This window comes from Burkholderia sp. APQ4-4ca, assembly GCF_057837105.1.
Genome location: NZ_JBYQCG010000147.1, coordinates 9,692 through 32,114, shown reverse-complemented (window position 1 = coordinate 32,114; position 22,423 = coordinate 9,692). Strand labels below are relative to the sequence as shown.

General features: G+C 62.5%; 27 protein-coding genes. 3 read left to right on the top strand and 24 right to left on the bottom strand.

Features of this window, described 5'->3' with window-relative positions; translation table 11 throughout:
- Positions 1 to 270 (bottom strand): transposase (locus AC3IFE_RS18345; protein WP_489191457.1); only part of this gene is annotated, 270 nt, incomplete at its 3' end.
- A gap of 280 nt (positions 271 to 550) precedes the next feature.
- Here AC3IFE_RS18345 and AC3IFE_RS18340 point away from each other — a divergent pair.
- Positions 551 to 937, top strand: coding sequence for a VOC family protein (locus tag AC3IFE_RS18340; RefSeq protein ID WP_489191456.1), 387 nt, complete (start codon positions 551 to 553; stop codon positions 935 to 937).
- Positions 938 to 1,304: 367 nt separating this feature from the next.
- Here the strand turns inward: AC3IFE_RS18340 and AC3IFE_RS18335 are convergent, their stop codons facing one another.
- Positions 1,305 to 2,624, bottom strand: coding sequence for a hypothetical protein (locus AC3IFE_RS18335; RefSeq protein ID WP_489191455.1), 1,320 nt, complete (start codon positions 2,622 to 2,624; stop codon positions 1,305 to 1,307).
- A gap of 219 nt (positions 2,625 to 2,843) precedes the next feature.
- On the bottom strand, positions 2,844 to 3,548 hold the full coding sequence (locus AC3IFE_RS18330) for an SOS response-associated peptidase family protein (protein ID WP_489191454.1): 705 nt from the start codon (positions 3,546 to 3,548) through the stop codon (positions 2,844 to 2,846).
- A 76-nt stretch (positions 3,549 to 3,624) separates the two neighbouring features.
- On the opposite strand from AC3IFE_RS18330, the gene AC3IFE_RS18325 reads away from it, so the two are divergent.
- Together AC3IFE_RS18325 and AC3IFE_RS18320 are read left to right on the top strand one after the other, a co-directional pair.
- On the top strand, positions 3,625 to 4,092 hold the full coding sequence (locus AC3IFE_RS18325; RefSeq protein WP_489191452.1) for a hypothetical protein: 468 nt from the start codon (positions 3,625 to 3,627) through the stop codon (positions 4,090 to 4,092).
- 42 nt (positions 4,093 to 4,134) lie between these two features.
- On the top strand, positions 4,135 to 4,524 hold the full coding sequence (locus AC3IFE_RS18320) for a hypothetical protein (RefSeq protein WP_489191451.1): 390 nt from the start codon (positions 4,135 to 4,137) through the stop codon (positions 4,522 to 4,524).
- A 108-nt stretch (positions 4,525 to 4,632) separates the two neighbouring features.
- Here AC3IFE_RS18320 and AC3IFE_RS18315 read toward each other — a convergent pair whose 3' ends face one another.
- From AC3IFE_RS18315 to AC3IFE_RS18215, 21 genes are all read right to left on the bottom strand, one after another.
- Positions 4,633 to 5,526: a hypothetical protein gene (locus tag AC3IFE_RS18315; RefSeq protein WP_489191449.1), complete on the bottom strand. Its 894-nt coding sequence runs from the start codon at positions 5,524 to 5,526 to the stop codon at positions 4,633 to 4,635.
- A gap of 102 nt (positions 5,527 to 5,628) precedes the next feature.
- Complete coding sequence (locus tag AC3IFE_RS18310) at positions 5,629 to 6,420, bottom strand: DNA adenine methylase (RefSeq protein WP_489191448.1); 792 nt, start codon at positions 6,418 to 6,420, stop codon at positions 5,629 to 5,631.
- A gap of 138 nt (positions 6,421 to 6,558) precedes the next feature.
- Positions 6,559 to 7,041, bottom strand: coding sequence for a DUF2514 family protein (locus tag AC3IFE_RS18305; protein WP_489191447.1), 483 nt, complete (start codon positions 7,039 to 7,041; stop codon positions 6,559 to 6,561).
- A complete protein-coding gene (locus AC3IFE_RS18300; protein WP_489191446.1) occupies positions 7,038 to 7,487 on the bottom strand; it encodes a D-Ala-D-Ala carboxypeptidase family metallohydrolase in 450 nt (149 codons plus the stop codon). Before AC3IFE_RS18300 ends, AC3IFE_RS18305 begins: the two co-directional genes overlap by 4 nt.
- A 2-nt stretch (positions 7,488 to 7,489) precedes the next feature.
- Complete coding sequence (locus tag AC3IFE_RS18295; RefSeq protein WP_027808735.1) at positions 7,490 to 7,774, bottom strand: phage holin family protein; 285 nt, start codon at positions 7,772 to 7,774, stop codon at positions 7,490 to 7,492.
- Positions 7,775 to 7,829: 55 nt separating this feature from the next.
- The gene (locus AC3IFE_RS18290) at positions 7,830 to 8,546 is read right to left on the bottom strand and encodes a hypothetical protein (protein ID WP_489191463.1); all 717 of its coding nucleotides are present in this window, start codon (positions 8,544 to 8,546) and stop codon (positions 7,830 to 7,832) included.
- Positions 8,546 to 8,854 carry a hypothetical protein gene (locus AC3IFE_RS18285; RefSeq protein ID WP_489191445.1) on the bottom strand — a complete coding sequence of 103 codons (309 nt, stop codon included), beginning with the start codon at positions 8,852 to 8,854 and terminating at the stop codon, positions 8,546 to 8,548. The genes AC3IFE_RS18290 and AC3IFE_RS18285 overlap by 1 nt, the downstream gene beginning before the upstream one ends.
- Positions 8,854 to 12,156, bottom strand: coding sequence for a TipJ family phage tail tip protein (locus tag AC3IFE_RS18280; protein WP_489191444.1), 3,303 nt, complete (start codon positions 12,154 to 12,156; stop codon positions 8,854 to 8,856). The genes AC3IFE_RS18285 and AC3IFE_RS18280 overlap by 1 nt, the downstream gene beginning before the upstream one ends.
- On the bottom strand, positions 12,153 to 12,716 hold the full coding sequence (locus AC3IFE_RS18275) for a tail assembly protein (RefSeq protein WP_489191442.1): 564 nt from the start codon (positions 12,714 to 12,716) through the stop codon (positions 12,153 to 12,155). The genes AC3IFE_RS18280 and AC3IFE_RS18275 overlap by 4 nt, the downstream gene beginning before the upstream one ends.
- Complete coding sequence (locus AC3IFE_RS18270) at positions 12,713 to 13,465, bottom strand: C40 family peptidase (protein ID WP_489191441.1); 753 nt, start codon at positions 13,463 to 13,465, stop codon at positions 12,713 to 12,715. The genes AC3IFE_RS18275 and AC3IFE_RS18270 overlap by 4 nt, the downstream gene beginning before the upstream one ends.
- A gap of 49 nt (positions 13,466 to 13,514) precedes the next feature.
- Positions 13,515 to 14,198, bottom strand: a complete 684-nt coding sequence (locus AC3IFE_RS18265) for a phage minor tail protein L (protein ID WP_489191440.1) — start codon at positions 14,196 to 14,198, stop codon at positions 13,515 to 13,517.
- The gene (locus tag AC3IFE_RS18260) at positions 14,195 to 15,310 is read right to left on the bottom strand and encodes a hypothetical protein (RefSeq protein WP_489191439.1); all 1,116 of its coding nucleotides are present in this window, start codon (positions 15,308 to 15,310) and stop codon (positions 14,195 to 14,197) included. The genes AC3IFE_RS18265 and AC3IFE_RS18260 overlap by 4 nt, the downstream gene beginning before the upstream one ends.
- 8 nt (positions 15,311 to 15,318) lie before the next feature.
- Positions 15,319 to 15,657, bottom strand: a complete 339-nt coding sequence (locus tag AC3IFE_RS18255) for a phage tail protein (protein WP_489191437.1) — start codon at positions 15,655 to 15,657, stop codon at positions 15,319 to 15,321.
- Positions 15,657 to 19,757, bottom strand: a complete 4,101-nt coding sequence (locus AC3IFE_RS18250) for a tape measure protein (RefSeq protein WP_489191436.1) — start codon at positions 19,755 to 19,757, stop codon at positions 15,657 to 15,659. The genes AC3IFE_RS18255 and AC3IFE_RS18250 overlap by 1 nt, the downstream gene beginning before the upstream one ends.
- A gap of 13 nt (positions 19,758 to 19,770) precedes the next feature.
- Positions 19,771 to 20,049, bottom strand: a complete 279-nt coding sequence (locus AC3IFE_RS18245) for a phage tail assembly protein T (protein WP_489191461.1) — start codon at positions 20,047 to 20,049, stop codon at positions 19,771 to 19,773.
- Positions 20,046 to 20,513, bottom strand: coding sequence for a phage tail assembly chaperone (locus AC3IFE_RS18240; protein ID WP_489191434.1), 468 nt, complete (start codon positions 20,511 to 20,513; stop codon positions 20,046 to 20,048). Before AC3IFE_RS18240 ends, AC3IFE_RS18245 begins: the two co-directional genes overlap by 4 nt.
- Positions 20,514 to 20,540: 27 nt before the next feature.
- Positions 20,541 to 21,005, bottom strand: coding sequence for a phage tail tube protein (locus AC3IFE_RS18235; protein WP_212105779.1), 465 nt, complete (start codon positions 21,003 to 21,005; stop codon positions 20,541 to 20,543).
- 59 nt (positions 21,006 to 21,064) lie between these two features.
- Entirely contained in the window at positions 21,065 to 21,409 is a 345-nt protein-coding gene (locus tag AC3IFE_RS18230) for a hypothetical protein (protein WP_489191433.1), read from the bottom strand.
- On the bottom strand, positions 21,406 to 21,828 hold the full coding sequence (locus AC3IFE_RS18225) for an HK97-gp10 family putative phage morphogenesis protein (protein WP_212043518.1): 423 nt from the start codon (positions 21,826 to 21,828) through the stop codon (positions 21,406 to 21,408). The genes AC3IFE_RS18230 and AC3IFE_RS18225 overlap by 4 nt, the downstream gene beginning before the upstream one ends.
- Positions 21,821 to 22,147: a phage head closure protein gene (locus AC3IFE_RS18220; RefSeq protein ID WP_077055697.1), complete on the bottom strand. Its 327-nt coding sequence runs from the start codon at positions 22,145 to 22,147 to the stop codon at positions 21,821 to 21,823. Before AC3IFE_RS18220 ends, AC3IFE_RS18225 begins: the two co-directional genes overlap by 8 nt.
- 10 nt (positions 22,148 to 22,157) lie before the next feature.
- Positions 22,158 to 22,423 (bottom strand): head-tail connector protein (locus AC3IFE_RS18215; RefSeq protein ID WP_489191432.1); only part of this gene is annotated, 266 nt, incomplete at its 5' end.

Here is a 22,423-nt window from a genome sequence, read left to right as displayed (position 1 = left end):
TGCTGAACCCGGGATGTCGATCGATACGCCGTCGATCACCAGCGGGTCCGGCCTCGTCGGGGTTTGCAGCGTATGCTGCTGATGGCGCGAGATCCAGCGACGCAACTGGTTCGGATTGACGTCATGGTCCATGGCCGCCCGGGCGATCGATACCCCCGGCCTCAGGCAAAACTCGACCAGCTCCCGCACGGCATCTTCATCAAATTCCCGCCGGCCATCCCGTCTGCGGCCAACCACCAGTCTGCTTCGAAGGTCCTGTTTCTCTGTCATCACGGTCTGAGTGCATGTGTCCACGCGGACACTTAGCATCTGACCTTCTGCCTACCATTGGTAGGGCGTCGTTTATTGACGGCTTACCCACATTGGATCGAGAAGCGTCATGTTTTTTCTTTCGCAAGATGAAGCTCGACACAATTCGATCCGTTGGGCCGGGCCGAATCGATATCGTTCGATACGGCAAGTATCCCCCGAAGGGCGGCCCACTCGCCTCGCGCAATCGGGATCGGCCGGCTTATCATTGAGCGGCCCGCCACTTCCCGCCGAGGCCATCTTGCACGCCCATCTGCGCATTGCCCGCCCGGTCAGCAACCTTGCCCGCACCGAGCGCATGTATCGCGACGCCCTCGAGCTGTCAGTACTGGCGCGCTTCGAAGATCACGACGGCTTTTCCGGCGTGATGCTCGGACGCGAAGGCCTCGACTATCACTTCGAGTTCACGCACTGTCCCGACCATCCGATCGCGCCATCACCGACACCCGAGGATCTGATCGTGTTCTACCTGCCCGACCGTCCGGAATGGGAATCCGCCTGCGAGCGCGCGACCGCACACGGCTTCATGCCCGTGACGTCGTTCAATCCATACTGGGAAATATCAGGCCAGACCTTCGAGGATGCCGACGGCTACCGGATCGTGTTGCAGAACGGCACGTGGCGCTGACGAGCAGGTTCGCGTGAGCCGTTACGCGCGGGCATGGCCGTCGTGGCGGTCGCGCCCCTGCATCGGTCGATTGCGAGCGAGGCAGCGTCGGACATACGGTTTCGATTCGACGGCGTGATCGTTCCGCGAGTACGGAGTGGGCGGACGCCGCGCACAACGCAGCCGACATCACAAGCCCGGCACTGGAACACATGAGGGGAAGGCGATCGCGATCGTTGCGTGTACCGGTAACGATCGGAAGAACAGATGACGAGAAACGGGGCGCTCGCGCGCCCGCTCCGGTTACTCGTTTTCCTCGAAGTAGTAAAATCCCTTGCCGCACTTGGCCTTCCAACGAAAGCTACGCCAAATCCTACGCCGCCTCACTTCACTCCTGTCCAATCTGCTCAGCAGCGACCGACGCATCGTTCGCCGATTTTGGTGCCGTCCGCGCGCGCTTCTTTGTAGCCGCCACGGTCTCTACGGCTTTTTGCTTCCACTGGCCAACCAGTTCCGGCGCAATCCGGATAGCGTCCTTCACGACGTCCGAAGACAGGAGCTCATGCCACGGGCTGCCATGAGTTTCACTCTCAACAAATCGAAGCGGCTGCTCGTCAAGACGAGTCAATGCTGACGCAAAGAGTCTCTTCTGGAAATCCTCATCAAGGTCCACCGCTTCTCGGCGATACCCTTCATATGCCTTCGAGATCGACGCCTTATATGCGTAATCTTCAGCGAGCCTAAACCGTTGCCCAATTTGCTTGGTTGAAAGCCACGCAAACCATATTGGCGCGCCAACGGAGAGCAGAGAAACGGCGAGTCGCGTCCATACTATCGTTGGCGCCGTGGATGCTTGAATAGACTCTGCCAATTGATGCAGTTGGAATCCCCCTACTACAGCACCGACAAGGAGCGCGCAGACGAGGCCAGCTACCCACGGCCGCAACGACGTCCTGAGCGACTCCGCACGATCATGAAATGCTCCAGCCAAACCTACCGCAGTCGATGCACGGAGCGCTGTTTCGCATTTTTCGATGATCTTGTCAGCATCGTCAGCGCGTTTCGAAATGTGATCAGTTCTTGATTGCGCCGCTTCGACTAGCCGGCGCATCGTGTCATTGCTCGCCGACACACTCGTCGCAATTTGGTCGATCTTGTGCTGCGACTCCTCGAGTTCCTGCAGATCCGTTGGCAACCGGACGGCAGCGTCATGAGCAGCAACGATCGATTTTGCCATGCCCTCCAGCTCGCCGATCGTAGGCGCAACAGCGTTCGTTCTCGCCTTGAGCGAGCGGACGTTGCTGCGGAGGTCACTAATTTCTTTCGTCAAAGCTCTTTTTTCTGCCTCGCCGACCGACAAAAGCGAACGTAGCACCCGCTCAAGATTATCGAGCGTAAGCAGATAGGCGGGGATCGCCGTGTTAGCGTTTCCGTTGAAGATGTGTGGGACCGTGGCAGTGCGCAAGAATTGCAGTCGCTGCGAAAATGAAGTCAACTTCGCATCTAAGTCCGACGAAATTTCATCTGGCGCTGCGTCGTTGATTCGACTGGCGAGATCGCTCGCACGACCTGCTAGCTCGTCTCGATCAATACCTGCCATACCGAAATTGCCGTACGCGATGCTCACCGGCCGCTGCTCACCGTTCGACGAGACTGCAGTGGCTATGGCCTCCAGCTCCGACACTATTGTCTGAAGAGTGACGTTCATCAGTAATCCCCGACGCTTGTATTGATTTTTCGCGGTCTATCAAATGGCAAAATTGCTTTGCCCGCCTACCGCTTGGAATTGACGAATTGTGCGCGATTAATATCGACATGTCGATGCTGACAATAGTCGATCCCTGTCGGGGGACCAGTGACACCCCATCCCAGCCTTATACAGTATGCCCCGTCACCGAGTTTGGCGTAAATTTGGCGTAACGCCGAATCACTTCGCCTCCGCGTACATTTCGTCCGCCGGGTAGAGCTGCAGCATCGCGCGCGCGGCCTCGACGTCCGACGTCGTCAACCACTCGCCCCAATCCTCGGGCCGCAGGATCACGACCGACCGCTTTTCGTCGGCCGGCTTGTGCATACGCGACATCAGCGGGTGGCCGTCGGCGTTGACGGTAATCATCGACATCACGTTGTTCTCGGCGCCGGCCTGGTTCGCAAGCGTGCGCCAGATGCCGGCGACGCACATCGTCGGCCGGTCGATCACGCCGATGCGCTCCCACACGCAGGGCCCGAGCACCCAGTCGCCATTCGCTTCTTGACGCGCATCCGGATACGACGGTTCGACTACGAAGCGTGCCGGAATCAGGCAACGCCGGCCGCTGCGCCACGTTGGTCCGTACAGTGGAGACTTGCCGAGGTTGTCGTCGCGCACGTTCATCGTGCTGCGCATGAGCGGCGGCTTGCGCCCCTGCTCCTTCGCCTTCTTGATGTTCGCCTTCTGCAGTGCGGTCGGCCAGAAGCCGAAGCCCGCGATCAGCGGCTTGAATTGCCCGTCGACGTAGCCCACGATCGGCGCGTCGTAATCCGGATAGATCTCGGGTTTCCACGGCGTCCAGCGGTACAGATCGCGGAAGTTGTCGATCTTGAGCTCACTCAGGCCCGGATCTTCGCCCGGCGCCACGTAGTTCGTGCACATCGCCGTCCCCAATTTTCGATCTTGACGAGCCCATCTTACCCCGGGATACACTGTGTTTTTATACAGTGGTGAAGACGTGATCAAGCCGCAGTGGGCATATATCTGGGAGTTTCAGACCCTCTGGAGCAAGGACTGGAAGCGCACGCCTATCGAACTCACGGAACACGAGCTCGAATCGTGGCTGGAGGACCGCATTGGCGCCATGGATTTACCGACGACCAGGCCGATCGAAAGCACAAGGGTCGACCGGAACCGCGTGCCACTGCGAGATCGGCGCCTCAAGGTCAAGCCCAAAATGCCCGAGTTCGACGCTCCCAGCGAGACGGAGCTGCGTAGGCTGTGGCGGGAATACACTGACCTACAGGTACGTTGGCTGATCCTTGAAATTCTCGCCCTTCGGAAATCGCTGGACCACATCCAGGAGTGGTTCGATTACGTCGACAAGAACATCCCGGATCGAGGGCAGCTCAGTGGCGGGAACGGAGACTTTCAGAAGCTGCGCCACCTTCTCCGAAAGGAACGGGCGCGCGCCGGGATGATTTGAGGCGACTGTGGCATCCTGAAGCCACTCGCACGGGAGGCGGCTATGCGCACGATTGCGGAAGAATTCAGCGATTCCGACGACGACTGGTTTGGCTTCGCCTCGGCGCAAGACCGCAAGGACGGCCATTCGCTGCGGGCGTACCTGCTGCGTTACGCGGACCGCATCCCGGAACACCATGTCGTCGTGAACGTCGAGCTCGTGTTACGCACGGAGTATCCGCCTCGCGGCGTTCGTCCGCCGTACCTGAGCGTCGTCCACTTCGATCCGGGGCACTCGACCGACTTGCCACTCACGTGGAAGCGTAAGATCGAGGATCAAGACTTCGATTCCACGATCACGTACGTCGAATGCGGCTACGATATTTTCGACTCGTTCAGCGACGCGAAAATGGACCTGACGGCGCGCGGGTTCTACGTCGAACCGCTCAACTAGGCACCGCGCGCAATGCGCTCACCGGGTCGCCCGCGACGGGATCGCGGGCGACTTTGAGACAGCGGACACCAATTCACGCACTAGACACGCCAGTGAAAAGCGACAACCTTACTTCTTTACCGGCTCGATGCCCCAGCACTGCGCCGACCGCCCATTTTCTGGAATAGCCTCGGGATTGTATTTACACTTATTGATGGTGTCCAAGGCAGTCTTATAGCGTTCGACAAGGGGATCGACGATGCTCGCGAGATACGCATCCTTAGCCACCTGGTCCGGCGTCTCACAGTCCGCACCCATGTGCGCAGGATCTGTTTTCAGAATCCCGCCAATAGGCTGCAGGCCACCGCCCCAACTGCTAGTTAAGGCGAAATAGAGCGCCTCCGTCGTGGGAACATATTTATTCTCGGTCACGTACCCACTTTCGTTGACCGATCGCACCACCTTGGCAGGCGCACACGATACATTCGGGAGCGCGGCAAATACAACCCGCCCCTTCAGATATTCACGGCCGGCGTAGGTCTGCATATCTTTAATGAACTGAGTGAGTTTCGCTTCCTTATCCGCAGTGTCGATATATCCGGTCATATCGTCGAGCGCAAAGTTCACGAGAACCCATTCGCTGATATTGACGTTCGCTTTCGCAATTTCCTCAATCGTCGGCCCAACCCCGTTGTCCTCCGCCATCACGAGTTGATGCAAAGCCGTACCGTCGATCACGCCGGGGTACACGCCAATTTCCGCGCCCCGAGCCTTAAATGCGTCCTGCAGTGCAGCAACTGTTGCCTGCGCTTCGCCGGTTGACGCACCAGGCGCCGACGCTGCGCTTGAAACGTCAGTGGCCGCAGCCATTGCGCGGGCGCGTTGCGTCGCGCCCAATGGCACACCTGAATACGTGAGCCGGATCGCCGGACCGGACGCTGCCGGCGTCGACGAGTCATCACCACCGCCACAGGCCGAAAGTGCAAGCCCTGCCAATATTGCAGCGATCAAAGTTTTTTTCATTGTGGTTCTCAGGTCGGAAGTTGTTATATCCCCGGATCGCCGATTTTACATATCGGTTACGAATTCGGGAACCGGAAAGCCCGCGGCAAGCGCGTGCCTCGGTCAGAACAGCCCGGCCGGCTGCGCTGCGTCATCCCAACTGAAGATGATCAGTTCGCTCCGTTCGACGCTTCTATGCGAGCCGGCCACCGTGTACTGCAGCGGCACGGTCTCGATGTGAAATCCTTCGAATACGCGACGGATTTCCGCGTGGTCGTTCAGACTTACTATGGCTCGCCCTTTGATGCGTCGAAGCCTCTCCGCGAGCCGCTCGTACTCAGCGAATGGGAAATCGACGCCGTAACCGCGTGTTTCGAAATACGGCGGATCGAGATAGAACAACGTGTGCGGCCGATCATAGCGATCAATGCAATCCGCCCAGTCCAGCCGCTCGATATATGCACTCGCGAGGCGCAGGTGCGCTGCGGATAATTCTTCCTCGATCCGCAGCAAATTCAGACCCGGCGGCGCAGTCGTAGCGGTGCCGAACGTCTGCCCGTGCACAATACCGCCAAAGCAGTTTTTCTGCAGATAGTAAAACCGCGCCGCGCGCTGGATGTCCGTGAGCGTTTCCGGCGCCGTCAGCTTCAGCCACTCGAAAACCTGCCGACTGGTGAGCGCCCATTTGAACTGCCGCACAAATTCCTCGAGGTGATGCTGCACGACGCGATACAGGTTGATCAGTTCGCCGTTGACGTCGTTAATCACCTCGACCTTTGCCGGCGGCCGCATGAAATACAACGCGGCGCCACCCGCGAACACTTCAACGTAGCAGTCGTGCGCTGGAAAGCGCGGGATGAGATGGTCTGCAAGGCGGCGCTTGCCGCCGATCCACGGAATAATCGGATTTGCCATTGTGAAAGCCGTTTTTGAACTTGGTGTAGAATCCGGCCCGCCTACGTAGGTATTCAGGGCCTTGGCTGATTCACTGGCTCAGACAGTGGAAAAGCGACCGAGGGACGTGTTACCGCACGCCCCTCGGTCGCCCTGTTTCTATCGCGGCGCCGCGCGCGTCAGCGCGTCGTAGTCGCTTTCGCACTGCCGACCGGCAATGCCCCGCTCGTCAGCGATTCGCGCGAACTCTCCCGCAGCCTCGTCAGTCCGGCCGAACATGTCGGCAAGCAGATCGAGGGCGCCGCCGGCTGCCGTGCTTCCGGCCGAAGCGGCGGGATCCCGCGCTCGGGCGACAAGCTCGGCGACCTGCTTGCGCAGGCCGTTAGCAGCAGCATCGGCAGCGTCAGCAGCAGCGCGAGCCTGTTCACGTTGTTTCGCAGCATTTTCAGCATTCCCCTGTTGTTGACGCGCGATACGGTCGCTTTCGTCGCGCTCCCCGACGAGCTCGCGAATTCGCTGCGCCTGAGTTTCTACGGTGCGCGACTGGTCGGCGTCGCGATGGCCCTTGAAATAGCCGGCCACGGAGCCAATGGCCACCGCCGCGACGATCGCGAGCCAAACCCGCGGATCGAACCAGGTCATACCCCCTCCGAGTACGTCGTGCGCGTCGCGCCGAACGATGCCGTCAGCACCTGTCGCCTCGGTTTCGTGCCGATCGGCGCGAGGCCGATGTGAACCCACGTGCCCTCCTGAATCAGCTGGTCGAATTCGATTGGCGACGCGCTGATCGCGCGGCAAATGTCGAGCGGTGTGCCGAATTTCGGACAGACGAAATCGGCGGCCAGACCCGACAGATGCGCGCTGCTCGGAACGCCGCCGACCGCGCGATTGAGTGCCGCGGCGCGATAGCCCGAGTTGATGATCACGGGCCGCCCGCCGAGCACGTCGCGCACGCGCTCGAGCGCTTCGGCCGTCCTGCGCAGGTTCGCCGTTACGGCAACCGACGGCGTGTTATCGATGCCGCGCCGACGCGCCGTGTCGCTCGCGATCAGTTCCTCGAGCGTGAAATGCGCTGTCAGATTCGTCATACTCACTTTCCCCCAAACATTCGTTTTGCATTCCGGCGCAGCAGCACTTCGAGGTACTGCGACCCGACGATGCCCAGCGCACTACCGAGGCCGAGCAGCGCGATCGGCGGCAAATCCGGGATCTGCAACAGAGCCAGACCCGCGACCATCGACGTCGCCGAACCGAGCACGGCACGTCCGGCCACAAGCCGGAACGTCAACTGCTCGCTGCCCACCAAAACTTTCGCAATGCCAATCAGTCCGCCCATAAGAATCAACTCCAGAATCGTCTTTTCGTGCTCTTGCATTACCGCTCCCCGTTTCCTGCCCCGTAAAAGAAAAGGCCGCCAAGTTGGCGGCCCATCACACAATCCCTGTCGCATCCAGCACCATGAAGCGCGAATGCCATTGTTCTCGAAATCCCGACCAGTTCGGCTTTCGTCCACCTCCATACATTGTTGTGCCCCACGACACCGTATTCCCGCTCACGCGAATCGACGTCAATTCGACGCCCGCGGGGTCATAGCTCCATGCCTGACGAACCGGATAGATTCCTGAAACAATGACCGGCGAGCCGTATGTCCGCGAATCCCAGGGTGCACCCGGCGCTCCAAGCGTGGCCCACCCGGTCCCCGGCAAATACTCGTTGTAGATGACGTCGAGAACGCGCAGAAACGGCCGCGACGAATCCGCAATCAGGTCGCCCCGCTCGTTGAATACCTGTAGACCAAAATGTCCAGCTGCCGGCGGCACACGATCAAACAGAAAAAAGAAAACGGTGCATGGCCGCTCGGTGATAAACGTCAGCGTGTAGGCGTTTCCACTTCGGTCAGTACGCCACACTGTGATCCCCACACCATCGGCCGCATACACGCCGTACATAGGTCCGGCAGTCGAGTTGAACGAGAACGACACGTTCGGTAGCGTTGTGTAGAACGGCTTACCGGCATCGTTGAGCGCCAGTTGCAACACACCGTTCGCCGAATTCGCCGACATCGCCTGTACCATTTGATAGTTCGGCGTCGATCCGTCTATCTGATACACGCCAGTATCAGTAAATGCTTGAAATCCCGCCGGCATCAATACACCCCAAAAACGATCCAACCCGGAACCTTCACGTACGCGTTCGATCCGCTGGCGTTACCGCTGTAGCGCCAGGTCACGCCCGCCCTGTCGATAGACAAAACGGGGGACGGCTCCGCGCCAGACACACGGTAAAAGATCTGATCAGGCATAAATGCCCAGAACGGTTCCCCGCCAGACATATCGGCCGCAACGCCTCCGTCATTGCCGCCCGTGTGCACGATCCCAACGACTCGCCCCGCGCGCGAGTGCGCATCCAGAATCGGCCGGCCGGCGCCATCGAAAATCTGAAGCCCCGTCGTCATCACCACATCCCCATGCGCACGCGCAGCACGCCGTTGCCGTCATAGACACGCACACTGCTACCGTCGAGCACCAATCGATTTCCACTGCCGTCAGAAGCGTTAATTTCGAACCAGCCGCTCTTGTCGAGCCGCCAGCCCTGCCGGCCCGCGATGTAGTTGTCGGACTGGATGTAGCTGCCGATCATCGCGTTCGTGATCCAGCCTGCACCGATGAGCGCCTGACGGATGAATACCTGCCCGCCCTGCACAACGAACGGCACGATCATCGAACCGCCGTTGTTCGGGTCGACCACCGCGAACCGTTGCGCCGACACAAGAACCTGTGATTCGACGATCCCGTTGTTGTTGTCGACGCCGACCCCGATGCCGGCGATATACGTACGGCCGCCCGTCGTAATCTGCGTTTTGATCTGGTACGAAGCAGCGACGCGCCCGTTCAGGTCCGCATACGACTTCGCGACGGTCTGCACGGCGGCCGCATTCTCGTTCGCCTGCGCCTGGACCGTAGTAATTTGCTGCGCCATCGCGCTATCGGCATCGACGCGCGCCTGCGTTTCGGTTTGCACCGCCGCAGTCAACGTCCCTGCCGTGGACTGCAAATGCGCTGCTACCGTCTCGACGCTCTTGGCAACGGCCATGTCGCCTTCAGCGATCGCAGACTGCAACGACCAGACACCCGCGTACTGCGTCTCGTCGCCGGCATACTCGTCAGCGTCACCGGCCATGAGCGGGGTAATCGACTCGATCGGCTCGAGCAGATCCTGCCCGAGCGAGCTCTTCCCGATCTGATTCCGGAAATAGTCTTCGTACGCGTTCTGGTCTGTAGTCGGTTGCCCCTGCACGCCTGGTCCGGCCGCCGGATACCACGGCCCGACGTTTCCTGACGTGTCGACGAGCCGAGCCCAGAAATAAAACACCTGGCCGACCGCGAGCCCTTGCAGCGACGACGACGCCTGCGGATACGCGTAGTCCGACAGCTTGATCGCATCATCGCGGCTCGGCGTGCGGCTGTACCAGATCTCGGTGCGCTGAGTATCGCCAGCCGTGCCGTCACCCGGAAACGCCCAATCGAGATTGATCCCGAACACGACGCCGGTAGCCTTGAGCGACGCGACGGCCGGCGGCGGCGTCGTTTTGCCGTTCAGCTGTGTTTCCGCGCTGATCGCCGGCAGCGATGTAACGCCCATCACGTTCTGCGCGCGCACGCGGGCCACGTACCGCCCCTGATAGATCCCGGGCACCTCGACCTGCAGGCCACCCGTACGCGGGACGCTGACCCACTCGCCGTTGTCTTTCCGCCATTCCGGCAGGTACGCCACAGCGTTATCCGCGGCATCCCACGCGATCACCATCGTCGTTTTGGAAATCCCCTGATCGATGCTCGAGTACGTCGTCATGCGCACGTTCGCCGGCGGCGCCTGTACCGATGGCGGCACGACCGTCACCGGCCGCTGCTGAATCTGTGCGCCGTCATCGATTGCCGCGTACTTGCCCGGCTCGTGCATCGTCGCCGTGATCGTGTACTCGATGCGTCCGTCGTCGTCGCCCTCCTGGACGCTCACGACTCGATAAAGCTGCGCCGCGACCTCCGCGTTTTCCAGCATCCATACCGCACCGGGCACCGGGTCCGCTTCGAAGCGATCAACCAGTGTGAGCACGTCGCCGTCGACCGACTTCACCGCACGGTACTGCGCAGTGCCCGACGGAAGGATCGCCGTGAAGCGATCACCGGGAGCCACGGTCGGCGCCTTGTCGAGCGTGACGACGTTGCCGGCCGCCGCGCGAATGCGCCCGCCGGTGCGGCGGCCGGCCTTCCTCGGATCGGCGATCGCGATCACCTGCCCCGGGCCGACCAGAACGCCATCCATCCCAACCTTGAACGACACCGTGCCCGACTCGTAGCGAGACGTCAGGAGCAGCCACCGGCCAAGCCGGTGCGCCTGCGCCTGTGACGTGCAACCGAACGCCGTTACCTGCGTCTTGATGACGCCGTACCGCGCGATACCGTCGTCGTCCGGCACGTACTCGACCGCCTGCTTGTACTGGTTCGACGGATCGTTGTAGCTCACCAGCGCGACCGTGTATCGCGTCTTGCGCTCGCTCCCGACGTACCGGAACGCCCCATCAATCACGTTCGCTGCGGTATACACGTAGACCGGATCGGACGGCATGTCCGCGGAAGCGACCACCGCACCCGGCCCCCAGTACGAAATGCCGCGGAACACGCTGGCGATATCCTGCAGCACTTTGTATGCGTCGGCCGCCGACTGGATCACGCAGTTGCACGTGAAGCGCGGCTCGACGCCGCCTTTCCCGTCGGACACCATGACGTCGCAATAACGCGCGATCTCGTACAGCCCCCACTTGTCGATCATCGACGCGTCGACCGTCTTGCCGAGCCCATAGCGATCATTCAGCAGCAGGTCGTAGAAAATCCACGCAGGGTTGTTCGTCCATGCCGGCTTGAACGTTCCGTCCCATGCGCCCGAGTACGTGCGCGTTTCGGGATCGTAGTTCGACGGCACCCGAACGATCAGGCCGCGAATGTGATACGACCGCACCGGCACCTGCGAAAACGATCGCGCGTCGAACGTCATGCCGACGAGCGCTGTCATCGGATACCGCAGCTTGCGATCGATCACCTCCGTGATCGCCTCGATATTCACCGTGTCCGCGATCAGCGAGCTGTGCGCGTTCGGCGTGATGCGTCGCACGCGGACCAACCAGCCGGTTGCCGCGCGCGGCAACTCGATCCGGTGCGAGCGCTCGTAAAGCGACGTCGTTTTGCCATCGAATGCCGACGACAGCACCTGTGCGTACGAGCCTCCGTCGACCGACAGATCGATCGCATATTCCACGCGATAGCCAAACACGCCGGTCGCCGGATCGCTCTTTTGCAGCGCCGGAACGCCGAAGCGAATACGGACTGCCGACAGCTGCGTGTTTTGCACCTGGCGCACCCAAGGTGCATCGGAAGTCAGCGGCACGCCTACGGCCGATTCGCGCTCGACCGCCGGAAACCCTGGCATGAACTCCTGGTCGAGCGTGCCCGTGCGAACGTCGACGCTGTAATTCTGGAAGTTGACCGACCCGTCGGAATTCTGGATCGGCGTGCCGTCGAGGAATACCGACTGCATGCCGTTCACCAGGCCGACGATCGGGCCTTCGGAAATGATGTCGAGCACCTTCGCACGCGCAATCGAGTGCAGGCTGTCCGGCGATTCACCGCCACTACCGCCACCGCCACCGCCCTTCGCGCCGTTGATCCGCTTCGGACCCGATTCCGCGTAGACCTTTTTCACACCTGATCCTCTGTGTAGATGCCCGAGCTGGCAACCTTCGATCCGACGACCATCTCGCCATACACTGGCGGCACCGGCTCGCCTTCCGCGGCACTATTCACCGCTCCGTTGAAGTAGTACGACGTGCCGTTGTCCGCCGCACCGGCAAGCCCGGCCTGCTGCGGGCTCAGCATCTGCGTGATGCCGCCGAGCGCCATCGACACGCCCAGGCCGATCAACGTTGGCTGACTGAACACGAAACCGGCCACGGCCAGCGCCGCGCCGAGAATCGTCTGAAACAGACCGCCGCTCTTGCTGCCGATGATCACCGGCGCAATCCGGATCGCTTCGCCGCCGACCGGCGCGCCGAGATCGTCCTCACTCAGGTTTCTGCGGCCGTTGAATACCGCGAACGTCAGCCCGTTGTCGCGCGCGTCGAGCAGGAATTTCCGAAAGCCGGGGATCAGGACCGAAAGCGCGCGCACAGCCTCCGCTGTCGACGAAACGGCCAGGCGATGCACCCGGCCGAACCGCGCGCCCGCGATCCCGTAAAGCCTCACCTCGCGCAGCGTGTCCGTCACTTCGCACCCCCGACATGACGCAGCACGGTCGTGCAGCAGTCCCGCCACATCGAACCCCACACCGCGCGACACGACAGCCGCCCGTACATGTGATGTGCGAACATGCCGTCACCGAGATACACGCCCGAATGATTCGGTACGCCGTTTTTGCTCCGGACCTGCATCAGCAGCACGTCGCCCGGCTCGAGCAGCGCGTCGCGACCCAGATCAAGAAACCCCGCGTCCTGGTAGTGAGCGATATACAGGTTCGAATACCCATCGGCCCACCACCCATCCTTGCGCTCGAAATCGGGCAGCACGATCCCGCGTTCGGCGAGATACCAATCACGCACCAGCGAGTAGCAGTCGAGCACGCCGTGCACGTATTCCCGCCCGAACAGCGGCGCCACGTACCCGCTCGGCCCGAACTCGCACCAGTTGTCGATGCCTATCGATCCGTCGGCCTGCACGCCGAGCGAGACGATCACCCACTGCGGGATGCCTGCGCGCTCACACATTGCGCGGTCCCCCATGCTCGGCTGCGCCGTTCCGTTCGGATGCGAGTGCACCATCGCGAGAATTTCGCCCATGTCCTCCGCGTCCGCGTAATCCTCGGCCGCCAGCCCGAATCGCTCGGTCGGCGCCGCAGCGACATTCCGGCCAGGCACATACAAGTCTCCCGAAGCGGTTTCCACGATCAGCCCGCAGCACTCGCGCGGATACTCGGCGAGCGCGTGCTCCGCGATCGCTTGCTTGATTCGTTCGTCCATAAAAAAACCCGCCGATTGGCGGGTCCGTGAAAAATGGTTGGTCGACGGTCTAGGCGAGCGTGTCGCACAAAAAGCCGCCGTACGGGAGCGGATTGTTCACGCCGTACCGGCATTCGCACCCACTGATTTTCTGGCTGCAGCGGTCGAGCGCCGGATCGCTCACCGGCGTGTCGTTCTTGTCGAAGTACGCCACGCCGGTATATCCGCACTCGGGCCCGCGATAGCGCCACTGGCACGTGCCGACGATCTGGCGCGCCGGCACCTGCTGCCCGCCGAAATCAAGCGGCGACGACAGCGTGAATTCCACCTGCACGCCGGGCTGCTCGTCGCTCTTCTGCTCGATTCGCCACTGCTCAGGCGGCCATTGCTCATTCGGGTCCGCGGTCGAGTTGCCGTCCGGAAAATTCACCGCGTCGAGGTATTTCGCAAGCGTGCGTCGACGGAACACCTTCGCGCCCACGAGGTCATCGAGCGCAACGCACAGCGCCGTAATCGTGCCGTTGATGTCGCCCACCGTCAGCGTCGGCGCCGGCTGCCGCGCGTCCGATGTACGCTCGAAACCGGCAGCCTGAATCGGCCACGGCTTGTAGTCCTGGCCTTGCCACACGATCGACGTCGACTGTAGGTGCCCGTGAAAGCGCAGCACATCGCCACCAATCGCCGTGCAGTCGACTTCGAACAACTCGACGCGACGCCCGGGCTCCAATTGCTGAATATCGGCTGTGATCGTCATACGCGGGCAGGGGCTTCCGAAATCGAAATGCGGCGTTTCAGTGCGTCCAACTCGTCAGCAAGCGCAATGATGGCGGCGGCAAGATCCGGCGTGACCTTTGAATAATCGACAACTTGATGAATCGGCGTACCCTTTGCGTTGACAGCATCCTTTTCGCCTGACACCGCATGCGGAGCGGTTTTCTGCAAAACATGCGCGATGAACATCGGGTAAGCGGTGCCGGGAGTCGCCTTGTATTCCGCCATAACGGGTCGAAACTTTCGCACTCGTTCAATTGGATCCGCTATCTCGCCGATCACGTTCTTAAGGCGATAATCCGATATGACGTTAAACGACGAAGCCGATATAGGCCCGAAGGCTCCCGAATCCCACGAGACGCACTCAAACGACGTGTTATCGAAATTGTAGCGGAGCACCATCGCCCCGTTACCCGCTCGAAACCCTATCCCCGTGTGCGCCAAATCGCTTTCAACAACAAAGGTTTGGTCGCCCCATTGACCAGTCACTTGGCTCGCGAAAATCCGTTTTCGACCGGTTAAAACTTGAAACGTATTTACTGTCGCATAGTTCCCGGGATTAAGATTGCCCGAATCCCACGGCGTTTTTCCAGCGAATGTCGGTCGCGCGTCGAACGTTCCTACGCCAGCCACGGCGAGGGTGCCAACTGAAAGCTTTCCGGCGACCGACTCATCGTCGGAGCTCGCACGCCCTCGCATGAGAACACGCCAGGCATTCACGCCGTCGGCATCAAGCGCCACCGCCTCCCCTGCGCCCAATCCTGAAACCGGCACGGAATCACCAGATCCGTCGTCCGGGGCGAGCAACACACGCTTCGTACCGACGTTGACCAGCCACACGATCGAATCCGGTTCACACAACGACGCCTTGCGGAGCTTGATCGTTCCACCCGCGGCGATATTGATGCTGACCCGTCGACCAATATGCTCCTCGCCGAGTGTCCGCGACGCAGTGATCATCGGAGCCGACACGAGCGCCGATTGCCGATCGAGCACGTCGACGTTCGCATTGGCTTTGGAATTAGCGACGCGAACGGGATCGCCGTCGCTCCCCTTGGGCGGCGTCCCGAGACTTACTTTCTGAAGCTTTCCCATGAGAATCCTTACGGCGAAAACGTCTGTTCAAACTGCGCCGTGATCGTGTATACGTTGCCGTTCTTCGCCGGCTCGGTGTACTTCTCACACACGAATCGCCCCTGCTGCCGAAGCGGCGGCGTCCAGAAAAACGACACGGCGCCGGCATGCGCATCGAGGAACGCGAGGATTGCCGATATCTTCTCGGCCTTCCCTACGAATCGAAGGTTGTACGACGGCACCCGGTTGTTTAGGCCGTCGGCCACGCGCTGCGTATACCCATCGCCGAAACCGGCCTTTCGCACACGCAGCGTTGTATCGCCGCCGAACCCCTCAACTGTCGGCGACCAGATAAACGTGTCGGTCATCACCCCATCCCGTTTTTCAGTTTCCAGAGCGCGCCACCCTGACGACTCTCGACCGCGATCAGCCCCTGCACCAACTGCGTGAGCTTCTTCACGAACTCGGCACTGGCCATCATCTGTGCCGCGTTGCCCGTGCCGCCGTCGATCGTCACCGGGATATTCAGCTCGATCCCTCCGCCCAGCGCGCCGAGCGCGCCACCGCCAGCCGACCCACCGCCGACCAGCCCGCCGTTCGCAAACTTCGCGAAGCCGAGATCCTGTCCGCTGTTGATCGCCTCCAGCAGCCGAAGCACGCCGGGCTTGCGCACCGCCGCGGCCTTCACCACAAACTCTTGGTCAGACAGCCACGCGGGGATGCTGTCGCTCGTTGACGTGCCTGGGCCGCTAACACGGCCACCGCCGGCGAGGTGAAACTGATACGCATTGCCGCCGCCCCCACCCAAAGCGCTCGACAGGCCGCCCGCCACACCGCCAAGCAACGACGACGGACTAAATCCGCCTGCGCCCCCCGTATCGAGCCCGAGCGCTGAACTGCCCCAACCGATAACAGCGGACAGCCCTGCCCGCGTATAGAAGCGCGCAAGGTCCGCGATCATGCTGTCGACAAGCCCGCGGAAATTCACCTTGCCTGACGTCGCGAACGACGCAGCCGCGTCCTCCATGTTTCGGAATGCACTCGTGAACGCTTCCTCGGACCGACCCGCCGCGTTCTCAGCTGACTCCTGATACAGCGCCACAGCGCGACTCGCGCCGACGCGCCAGTCGCGCTGCACCGCGAGCCGCTGCTCGACATACCCACGTTCGCGCTCGACCTGCTCGGCCTCGGCCCGGTTGATCCGGTCGATTTCCGCCAGATACTCCGGCGAGCCGAGCGTGCCGTCCTTCCGCGCGCCCTTCGTAAAGTCATCGCGCCGGCGCCGGAATTCATCGCCGACACGGCTCGTCGCCTGGTTCAGCTCGCGCGCGTTGTCGCCCATCGGCATCGCGGCAAGCTCGCGCGCGACTTCCCGCTGCCGCTCGGACGCGTAGTCCGCCAGCTCCGCGTCGATCTGCGCGCTGCGCTCCTTCAGCTTGTTGATCGCTTCGTGATAGCGAACCTCTTTCTCCAGCTGCACCGCGCGGTCGTATGCCGCGCGAATTGCAGCCTGGTCACGAATCAGGCTCTTGTCGCCATCGGTCAGCTTCGTGCGCTTCGCGGCCAGGTCGGTCAGCTTCTGGTCGAACCCGATCCGGTCCTTCTCCGACTGCGTGAGCTTGTCGGTTGCAACCGCCTCGACGCGCAGCTGCGCGATACGCTGCGCGATGTTGTCAAGCATGCGCTGGCTTTCCGGCTCGGCACGCGATCCAGCAGCCCGGCTCTTGTGCGCGAGCGCCGGCGCGTTGACGCCGATGCGCGCGACCTGGCCGGCCGATTCCGATACCGTGTCGTCGAACGCCTTTTTGCCGCGCGCAGCGGCGGCCGCGAGCGCCGCATCAGCGTTGAACCCGAATTTCTCGAATTTCTTGCTGACGAGATCCGCCTGAAACTCGGCCAGCGCCGCGGCGACGACCATCTGCTGATTCATCAGCGCGAGCTCGCGCGTCAGATTGTCGATGTTCCGCCGCGCGCCGGCCTCGGCCTTCGCATCTTTATCCTGGATCGCTTTTTCGAGCGATTTGTACGCGTCCGCGCGCCCGGCGATCAAGCCTGCCTGCCGCGCCTCCGCAGTGTTCGCGCCCTTCGTTTTTGCTTCGTATTCGGCGCGTTGCTGCGCGGTCATGCCGATAACGTCGGAAGCCTCTTTCAGCTTTTCGACGTATTTGTTCCAGGCTTCGGCCGCCATGCCGCCCGCGAAGAAATTGTTTTCTTCCGTGAGCAGTCGAATACCGTCGGCCGCACCGCGCGCGGCAGCATCCATCGCGGCGAGCGTACGAGTGCCCTTGTCCGCCGCGGCGCCGGCAGTGTCGATCGCCGACGCGGCCTGCACCAGCTCGGCGCGAAGCTCGTCGCCGCCCTTCGTCGCGTCGACGAATACGCCGACCAGCGTCGCCAGCTCGCGCGACTTCTCGTCGACACCAAGGTTTTCGGTCTTGATCCGGTTCAGCCCTTCGATGAACCGATCGAGCGCAACCTGATTCTCGTCCGTGATGATCGGCGCGCTGTCGCCGATGCCCGGCACGATGACGCTCTGCGATGCTCGCGCCGCGAGGCCCGCGTACGCGTCCGCGACGTCGCTACTCGCCGACGCCTGCGCCTGCTTCGCCCGGTTACGCTCAACCTCCTGCAGCAACGGCGACAGTTGCCGATACTTCTCGATGATCTGATCGAGCGGCGCCTGCATGTCGATCAGGCTCGACGTCGCGCTGCTCGCGTGATCGCGGAATACCAGCCAGTTCACCGCGGCGCCAAGCGCCACCGTGCCAACCGTCGCGACGATGCCAGGCAGGCCGCCCATCACCGACAGCAATCCCGACCCTACCGTTCGCATCAACGAGCCGGCGCGCGCGGCAGCAGTCTGTGCCACTGCTGCCCGCTCAGTCGCAGCGGCCAAACCCGCCGTCGCGGCCGTCGCGCCGCGCTCGGCACGCTCGCGGGCCTGCGTCGCCGCAGCGACCTCACGCTCGGCGACCGCCAGCCCCTTCTCTGTTTCGGCCAGCGCCGCGGCGTAGCGCGCCTGGTCGACCGTGCCCTTGGCCGCCGCAGCCTCCAGCGCCACACGGCGCTGCTGCGCCAGCGCCAGCGATGCCTCTGCCCGTTCCAGCTCGCCCTGTGCCGCCGCCGTCTCCCGGGCAATGATCGCCGCGTAGGGCAAGCCGGCGATCCGCGTGCCGATTTCCTGACTCTTCGTCAGATCCGATCGCGCGGTCGCGACCTGCGCCACCGCGCTCGCCTCGATCGCCCGCGCCTCGGCGAGCTTCGCCTGCGTGTACTGGATCGAACCGGCCGTCAGCGCCGACTGCATCGCGAGGCTTTCGCGCATCGCGCGCATGCCGGCCAGTTCGGCCGCCGCGGCGACCTCTGCCGCCTGCGCGTTCTGCAGCTTCGCAGCCGCCGCGTCGCGGTCGCTCTGCGCCTTCGTGATCGTGACGAGCGCTGCAGCGTTTTCCGCCTGCGCCTTCGCGAGCAGCGCCTGCCGCTCGGCGTTCCACGCGATGGCCGACTTGCTGACGGCCACGGTCGTCTGCGCGAAATACACGCCGAGCCGGCCGGCCGCGAGCGACGCGCTGATCGCGACGATCTCGTCGAGGTGATCGGCAACATAGACCACGCTCTGGGCGAGCTTCGCGCTCGCGCCCGTCGCGTCGTTCGCGTGTCCGACGTACGCGATGATTTCAGTTTGCAGGCGCGTCATCGCCTGCCCGACGGTCATGTCGACCTTGCCGAACAAAGCGTCGGTGCTCGAGCCCGCATTCTTCAGCGCGTCGATCAGGCTTTCGACGGTCAGCTTGCCGTCCTCGGCCAGCGCCTTCAGCTCAGACGTGCCCTTGCCCATCCCGCGCGCGATCGCGTCCGCTACGCCCGGCAGTTCCTCGAGCACGCTCTTCAGATCCTGCCCGCGCAGCTGGCCGGACGCGAATGCCTGCCCCAGCTGCACGATACCGAGGCGCGCCGTGTCGGCCGACACGCCCGACAGCGCAACCGCCTTGCTGATCGTCTCGACCAGCGGGCCGACCTGCTTAATCGACAGGCCGAGGTGCGACGTGTTGTTCGCGATCCGCTGATAGAGCTCGGCCGTCGCGTCGAGCGGCTGACGCGTCGATTGCGCAATTCGCAGCACGTCGCCTTGCGCGATGGCGAAATCGATCTGATCCCGCGTGACGATCTTGAGCCGGTTGCTCAGGTTCGTCCATTCGTCGGCATACTCGATCAGTTGATGCACGCCGAACGCTGCTGCAGCCGCCTCGGCATATCCACGAATCGAGCCGCGCGCGGCCTCGATCGCACGCACCGTCACCTGGACGCTCGACGCGTTGGACGCGAACGCCGCGTCAGCGGTGCGGCCCCCGTCCCTGACCGCATTGAAATAGCCGCTAGCGGTCGACCCAAGCCGCTGCATGCGTCGATCGTACTCGGTCGTATTCGCGGTAACGCTGACGATCAGCTCGCGGAGACTCGTTCCCATATTTCCTATCCGCCTACTTTACCAATCTCATTAGGCCAGCGAAGAAAGGATCATCGGCGACCTCCTGAACCTCGGTCGGCTCGCCCGACCAGTTCGGCATCATGTCGGCCACCTTCACTTTCGCACCCTGCGCCTGGAACACGGCCGACGCGACCATCGCGGCATGAAGGTCGTAACGATCATCGGCGATCGGCGACTCGGAATCGAACGCCTGCCACAAGGCGAACTCCGCGGTCGACATGACCGCGCGCAGCTCGGCAAGCGTCCTGCCGAGCCGCAGCGCCAACGTCAGCTCGAGCCGGAGATCGGGGTTTCGGCGGAGGCTTTTTTTGCATCGTCCTCCGCGTCGGCTTTCATGTTGCCGAGCTCGAGCGCTTTGTTCACGATGCGTTCGTGCGCGGACCCGAATGCCGACGCGATCTCCTGCACGTCCGCGTCCTCGAATTCGCGACGCCAGCCTGCCGCCGTCTCGACATAGAGCACGCGAACGAACAGCCGCGCCGAGGCGAGCACGTGTTCGTCCGGTCGGACACGCCCATACTTCTCGCGGGCAACCGCCTCGTCGTCGCCCGGCTCGACGCCGGCAGCGAGGCGCAGCGGCTCGAGCCAGAATGCGCGGTCGGCGAGCAACGGCTCGCGCACCGCAACCGTCACGTCGCCCCATTCCGGCATGGGCACGAACTCGTGCCGCCAGCCGGTTAACGGGTTGAGAATCGCGGCGCGCAGCGCGCCAGCGACCGTCGGAGCTTTCGTCATCACTCTTTCCTTACGTTTTCAGATCGATCAACCCGCCGGTACGGCCGGCGGCGGCACTTCCTTCGGCGAGCCGCTGACACGGACGCTGTAGGTCGACGTCACGATGCCGTCGACGCCTGCCGACCAGGTGTACTGACGCACCATGCCGACGAACAGGAATTGCGACTTGTCGCGGAAAGTCACGCGGAACACGTACTTGTCGCCAGTGCCGCGCGCGCCGCGGAGAATCAGCTGGCCGGCGTCATCCGACGAATAGTTGCCGTCGACGGAAAATTCGCCGGGATCGGGCAGGCCGAGCTCAGATTCCTTTTCGTCGCTGGCGAGCGTCGTCGCGTCGATTTCCGACGATTGCCCGCCTTGCCAGTTGATCGTCTTGCTCGTCGTGTTGAGATCGACGAATACGAGCGCCTCGTCGTCGAGGTTCGACGACGACGTCTTCGAGATCTCGACCTTCGTACCTTGCGCCTTGATGCGCTTGCTCTTCTCGGCCATAAGCCCCTCACAAAAAAGAAAGGCCCGCTCGAGGCGGGCCGTACACACAGCGGACTCCGTCAGAATTCAACGGATATTTCGAGGCTCACCCGAAAATCACCGGAATCGCTCGAATAGTCGTCAGGCAGGTCACTCACCCCGCCGACGGAAAACTGCTCGGCCGCGTACGCGCGATCGATCACCTTGTCGGCGAGCGCGTCGGCGTCCGTGTACGTGCTGGCGTAGACGTCGACCTGGAACACACCCGATTTACCGCCGGTCGCACCGCCAATCGCCATGTCCCGCGCGCCGCTCACGCGCGATACCACGTAGTACGGCGATTTCGCTGCTTCTGCGGCGGCGCCGACATAGCCCTTCGCAGCTCCAACCGTGCCGATCGCGTTGCGGATAACGAGGGCGCTCACCGGCCACCCCCGATCACTGCGTCGATCGCGCGCGCAATCTCGGTGCGAATCGCACCCTCGGCCTGACCGATCGCGGCGTCGAACGCCGGTCGCACGAACGGTTGCGCCCGTACATGCTGCGTGCCGAGCTCGACGAAGCGCCAATAAAACGCGTTGCTGGGCGAATCGCCCTTGCCCTTCGTTCGGACACGCACACCGGCTGTCGCCAGGCCCGGCGCATCTTTCTGCCGCAGCGCGGCAGACACGATGTTTCGCCGCAGCTTTCCGGTTTTCTTCGGCGCGCGGGCACGCGCCTCATCTCGGATCACCTTCGCGCCGGCCACCGTCGCGCGTCGCAACGCCTTCGTCGACTGTGCTTTCGCAAGCTTCTCGAAATCGGCACGCAAGTCAGCCAGCCCCAAAACCTGCACGCTAGACATACTTTTCCCCCACCTTCACCGACAGATCGAGATATCCGCGCTTGCGCGAGGGCAGGACCGCCGTAATGTCGTACAGCCTGCCGTCGTACCGCACACGCATCTGCTCGTCGATACCAGCCCGATAACGGATGCGCATGCTGGCCACCGCCGAACCCCGGACCGCACCTGAAACGATGTGCTCTTTTCCGCTGATGAACAGCACGTCCGCCCAAGGCTTCGAATGCTCAACCCACGCATCCGGCAATGGCTCATCGTTCTCGTTTACTGCACCGCTTCGGCGCTCGATCACGATTCGCTCGTTCCGTTTTCCCGCGCGCATACTGTCCTCACTAACTGCTGACGATCGCGTGACGCGCGATGAGTCGGTTCGTGAAATCCTCGCTCAGCGAACTAACCGTTCCATCGAGCTCTGATTCACGGTGCGCGGACAGCGTGCCGAGCTGCAGCAGCATCCACGCAACAAGCGATTCGGGCACGGCTTCCGGTGTTTCGAATGCGCCGCAACGAAACCGCACCTCGACATCCTCGCCGTATGGGAACGATTTTCGGGACACGAGATACGCCCGATCCATCACGCGGTACGCTGCCGGCGGCA

Excerpts from the sequence above, each read along its gene's own strand:
- AC3IFE_RS18335 (WP_489191455.1), bottom strand. The coding sequence starts at position 2,624 with ATGAACGTCACTCTTCAGACAATAGTGTCGGAGCTGGAGGCCATAGCC.
- AC3IFE_RS18330 (WP_489191454.1), bottom strand. The coding sequence starts at position 3,548 with ATGTGCACGAACTACGTGGCGCCGGGCGAAGATCCGGGCCTGAGTGAG.
- AC3IFE_RS18320 (WP_489191451.1), top strand. The coding sequence starts at position 4,135 with ATGCGCACGATTGCGGAAGAATTCAGCGATTCCGACGACGACTGGTTT.
- AC3IFE_RS18315 (WP_489191449.1), bottom strand. The coding sequence starts at position 5,526 with ATGAAAAAAACTTTGATCGCTGCAATATTGGCAGGGCTTGCACTTTCG.
- AC3IFE_RS18310 (WP_489191448.1), bottom strand. The coding sequence starts at position 6,420 with ATGGCAAATCCGATTATTCCGTGGATCGGCGGCAAGCGCCGCCTTGCA.
- AC3IFE_RS18305 (WP_489191447.1), bottom strand. The coding sequence starts at position 7,041 with ATGACCTGGTTCGATCCGCGGGTTTGGCTCGCGATCGTCGCGGCGGTG.
- AC3IFE_RS18300 (WP_489191446.1), bottom strand. The coding sequence starts at position 7,487 with ATGACGAATCTGACAGCGCATTTCACGCTCGAGGAACTGATCGCGAGC.
- AC3IFE_RS18295 (WP_027808735.1), bottom strand. The coding sequence starts at position 7,774 with ATGCAAGAGCACGAAAAGACGATTCTGGAGTTGATTCTTATGGGCGGA.
- AC3IFE_RS18290 (WP_489191463.1), bottom strand. The coding sequence starts at position 8,546 with ATGCCGGCGGGATTTCAAGCATTTACTGATACTGGCGTGTATCAGATA.
- AC3IFE_RS18285 (WP_489191445.1), bottom strand. The coding sequence starts at position 8,854 with ATGACGACGGGGCTTCAGATTTTCGATGGCGCCGGCCGGCCGATTCTG.
- AC3IFE_RS18270 (WP_489191441.1), bottom strand. The coding sequence starts at position 13,465 with ATGGACGAACGAATCAAGCAAGCGATCGCGGAGCACGCGCTCGCCGAG.
- AC3IFE_RS18265 (WP_489191440.1), bottom strand. The coding sequence starts at position 14,198 with ATGACGATCACAGCCGATATTCAGCAATTGGAGCCCGGGCGTCGCGTC.
- AC3IFE_RS18260 (WP_489191439.1), bottom strand. The coding sequence starts at position 15,310 with ATGGGAAAGCTTCAGAAAGTAAGTCTCGGGACGCCGCCCAAGGGGAGC.
- AC3IFE_RS18255 (WP_489191437.1), bottom strand. The coding sequence starts at position 15,657 with ATGACCGACACGTTTATCTGGTCGCCGACAGTTGAGGGGTTCGGCGGC.
- AC3IFE_RS18250 (WP_489191436.1), bottom strand. The coding sequence starts at position 19,757 with ATGGGAACGAGTCTCCGCGAGCTGATCGTCAGCGTTACCGCGAATACG.
- AC3IFE_RS18240 (WP_489191434.1), bottom strand. The coding sequence starts at position 20,513 with ATGACGAAAGCTCCGACGGTCGCTGGCGCGCTGCGCGCCGCGATTCTC.
- AC3IFE_RS18235 (WP_212105779.1), bottom strand. The coding sequence starts at position 21,005 with ATGGCCGAGAAGAGCAAGCGCATCAAGGCGCAAGGTACGAAGGTCGAG.
- AC3IFE_RS18225 (WP_212043518.1), bottom strand. The coding sequence starts at position 21,828 with ATGTCTAGCGTGCAGGTTTTGGGGCTGGCTGACTTGCGTGCCGATTTC.
- AC3IFE_RS18220 (WP_077055697.1), bottom strand. The coding sequence starts at position 22,147 with ATGCGCGCGGGAAAACGGAACGAGCGAATCGTGATCGAGCGCCGAAGC.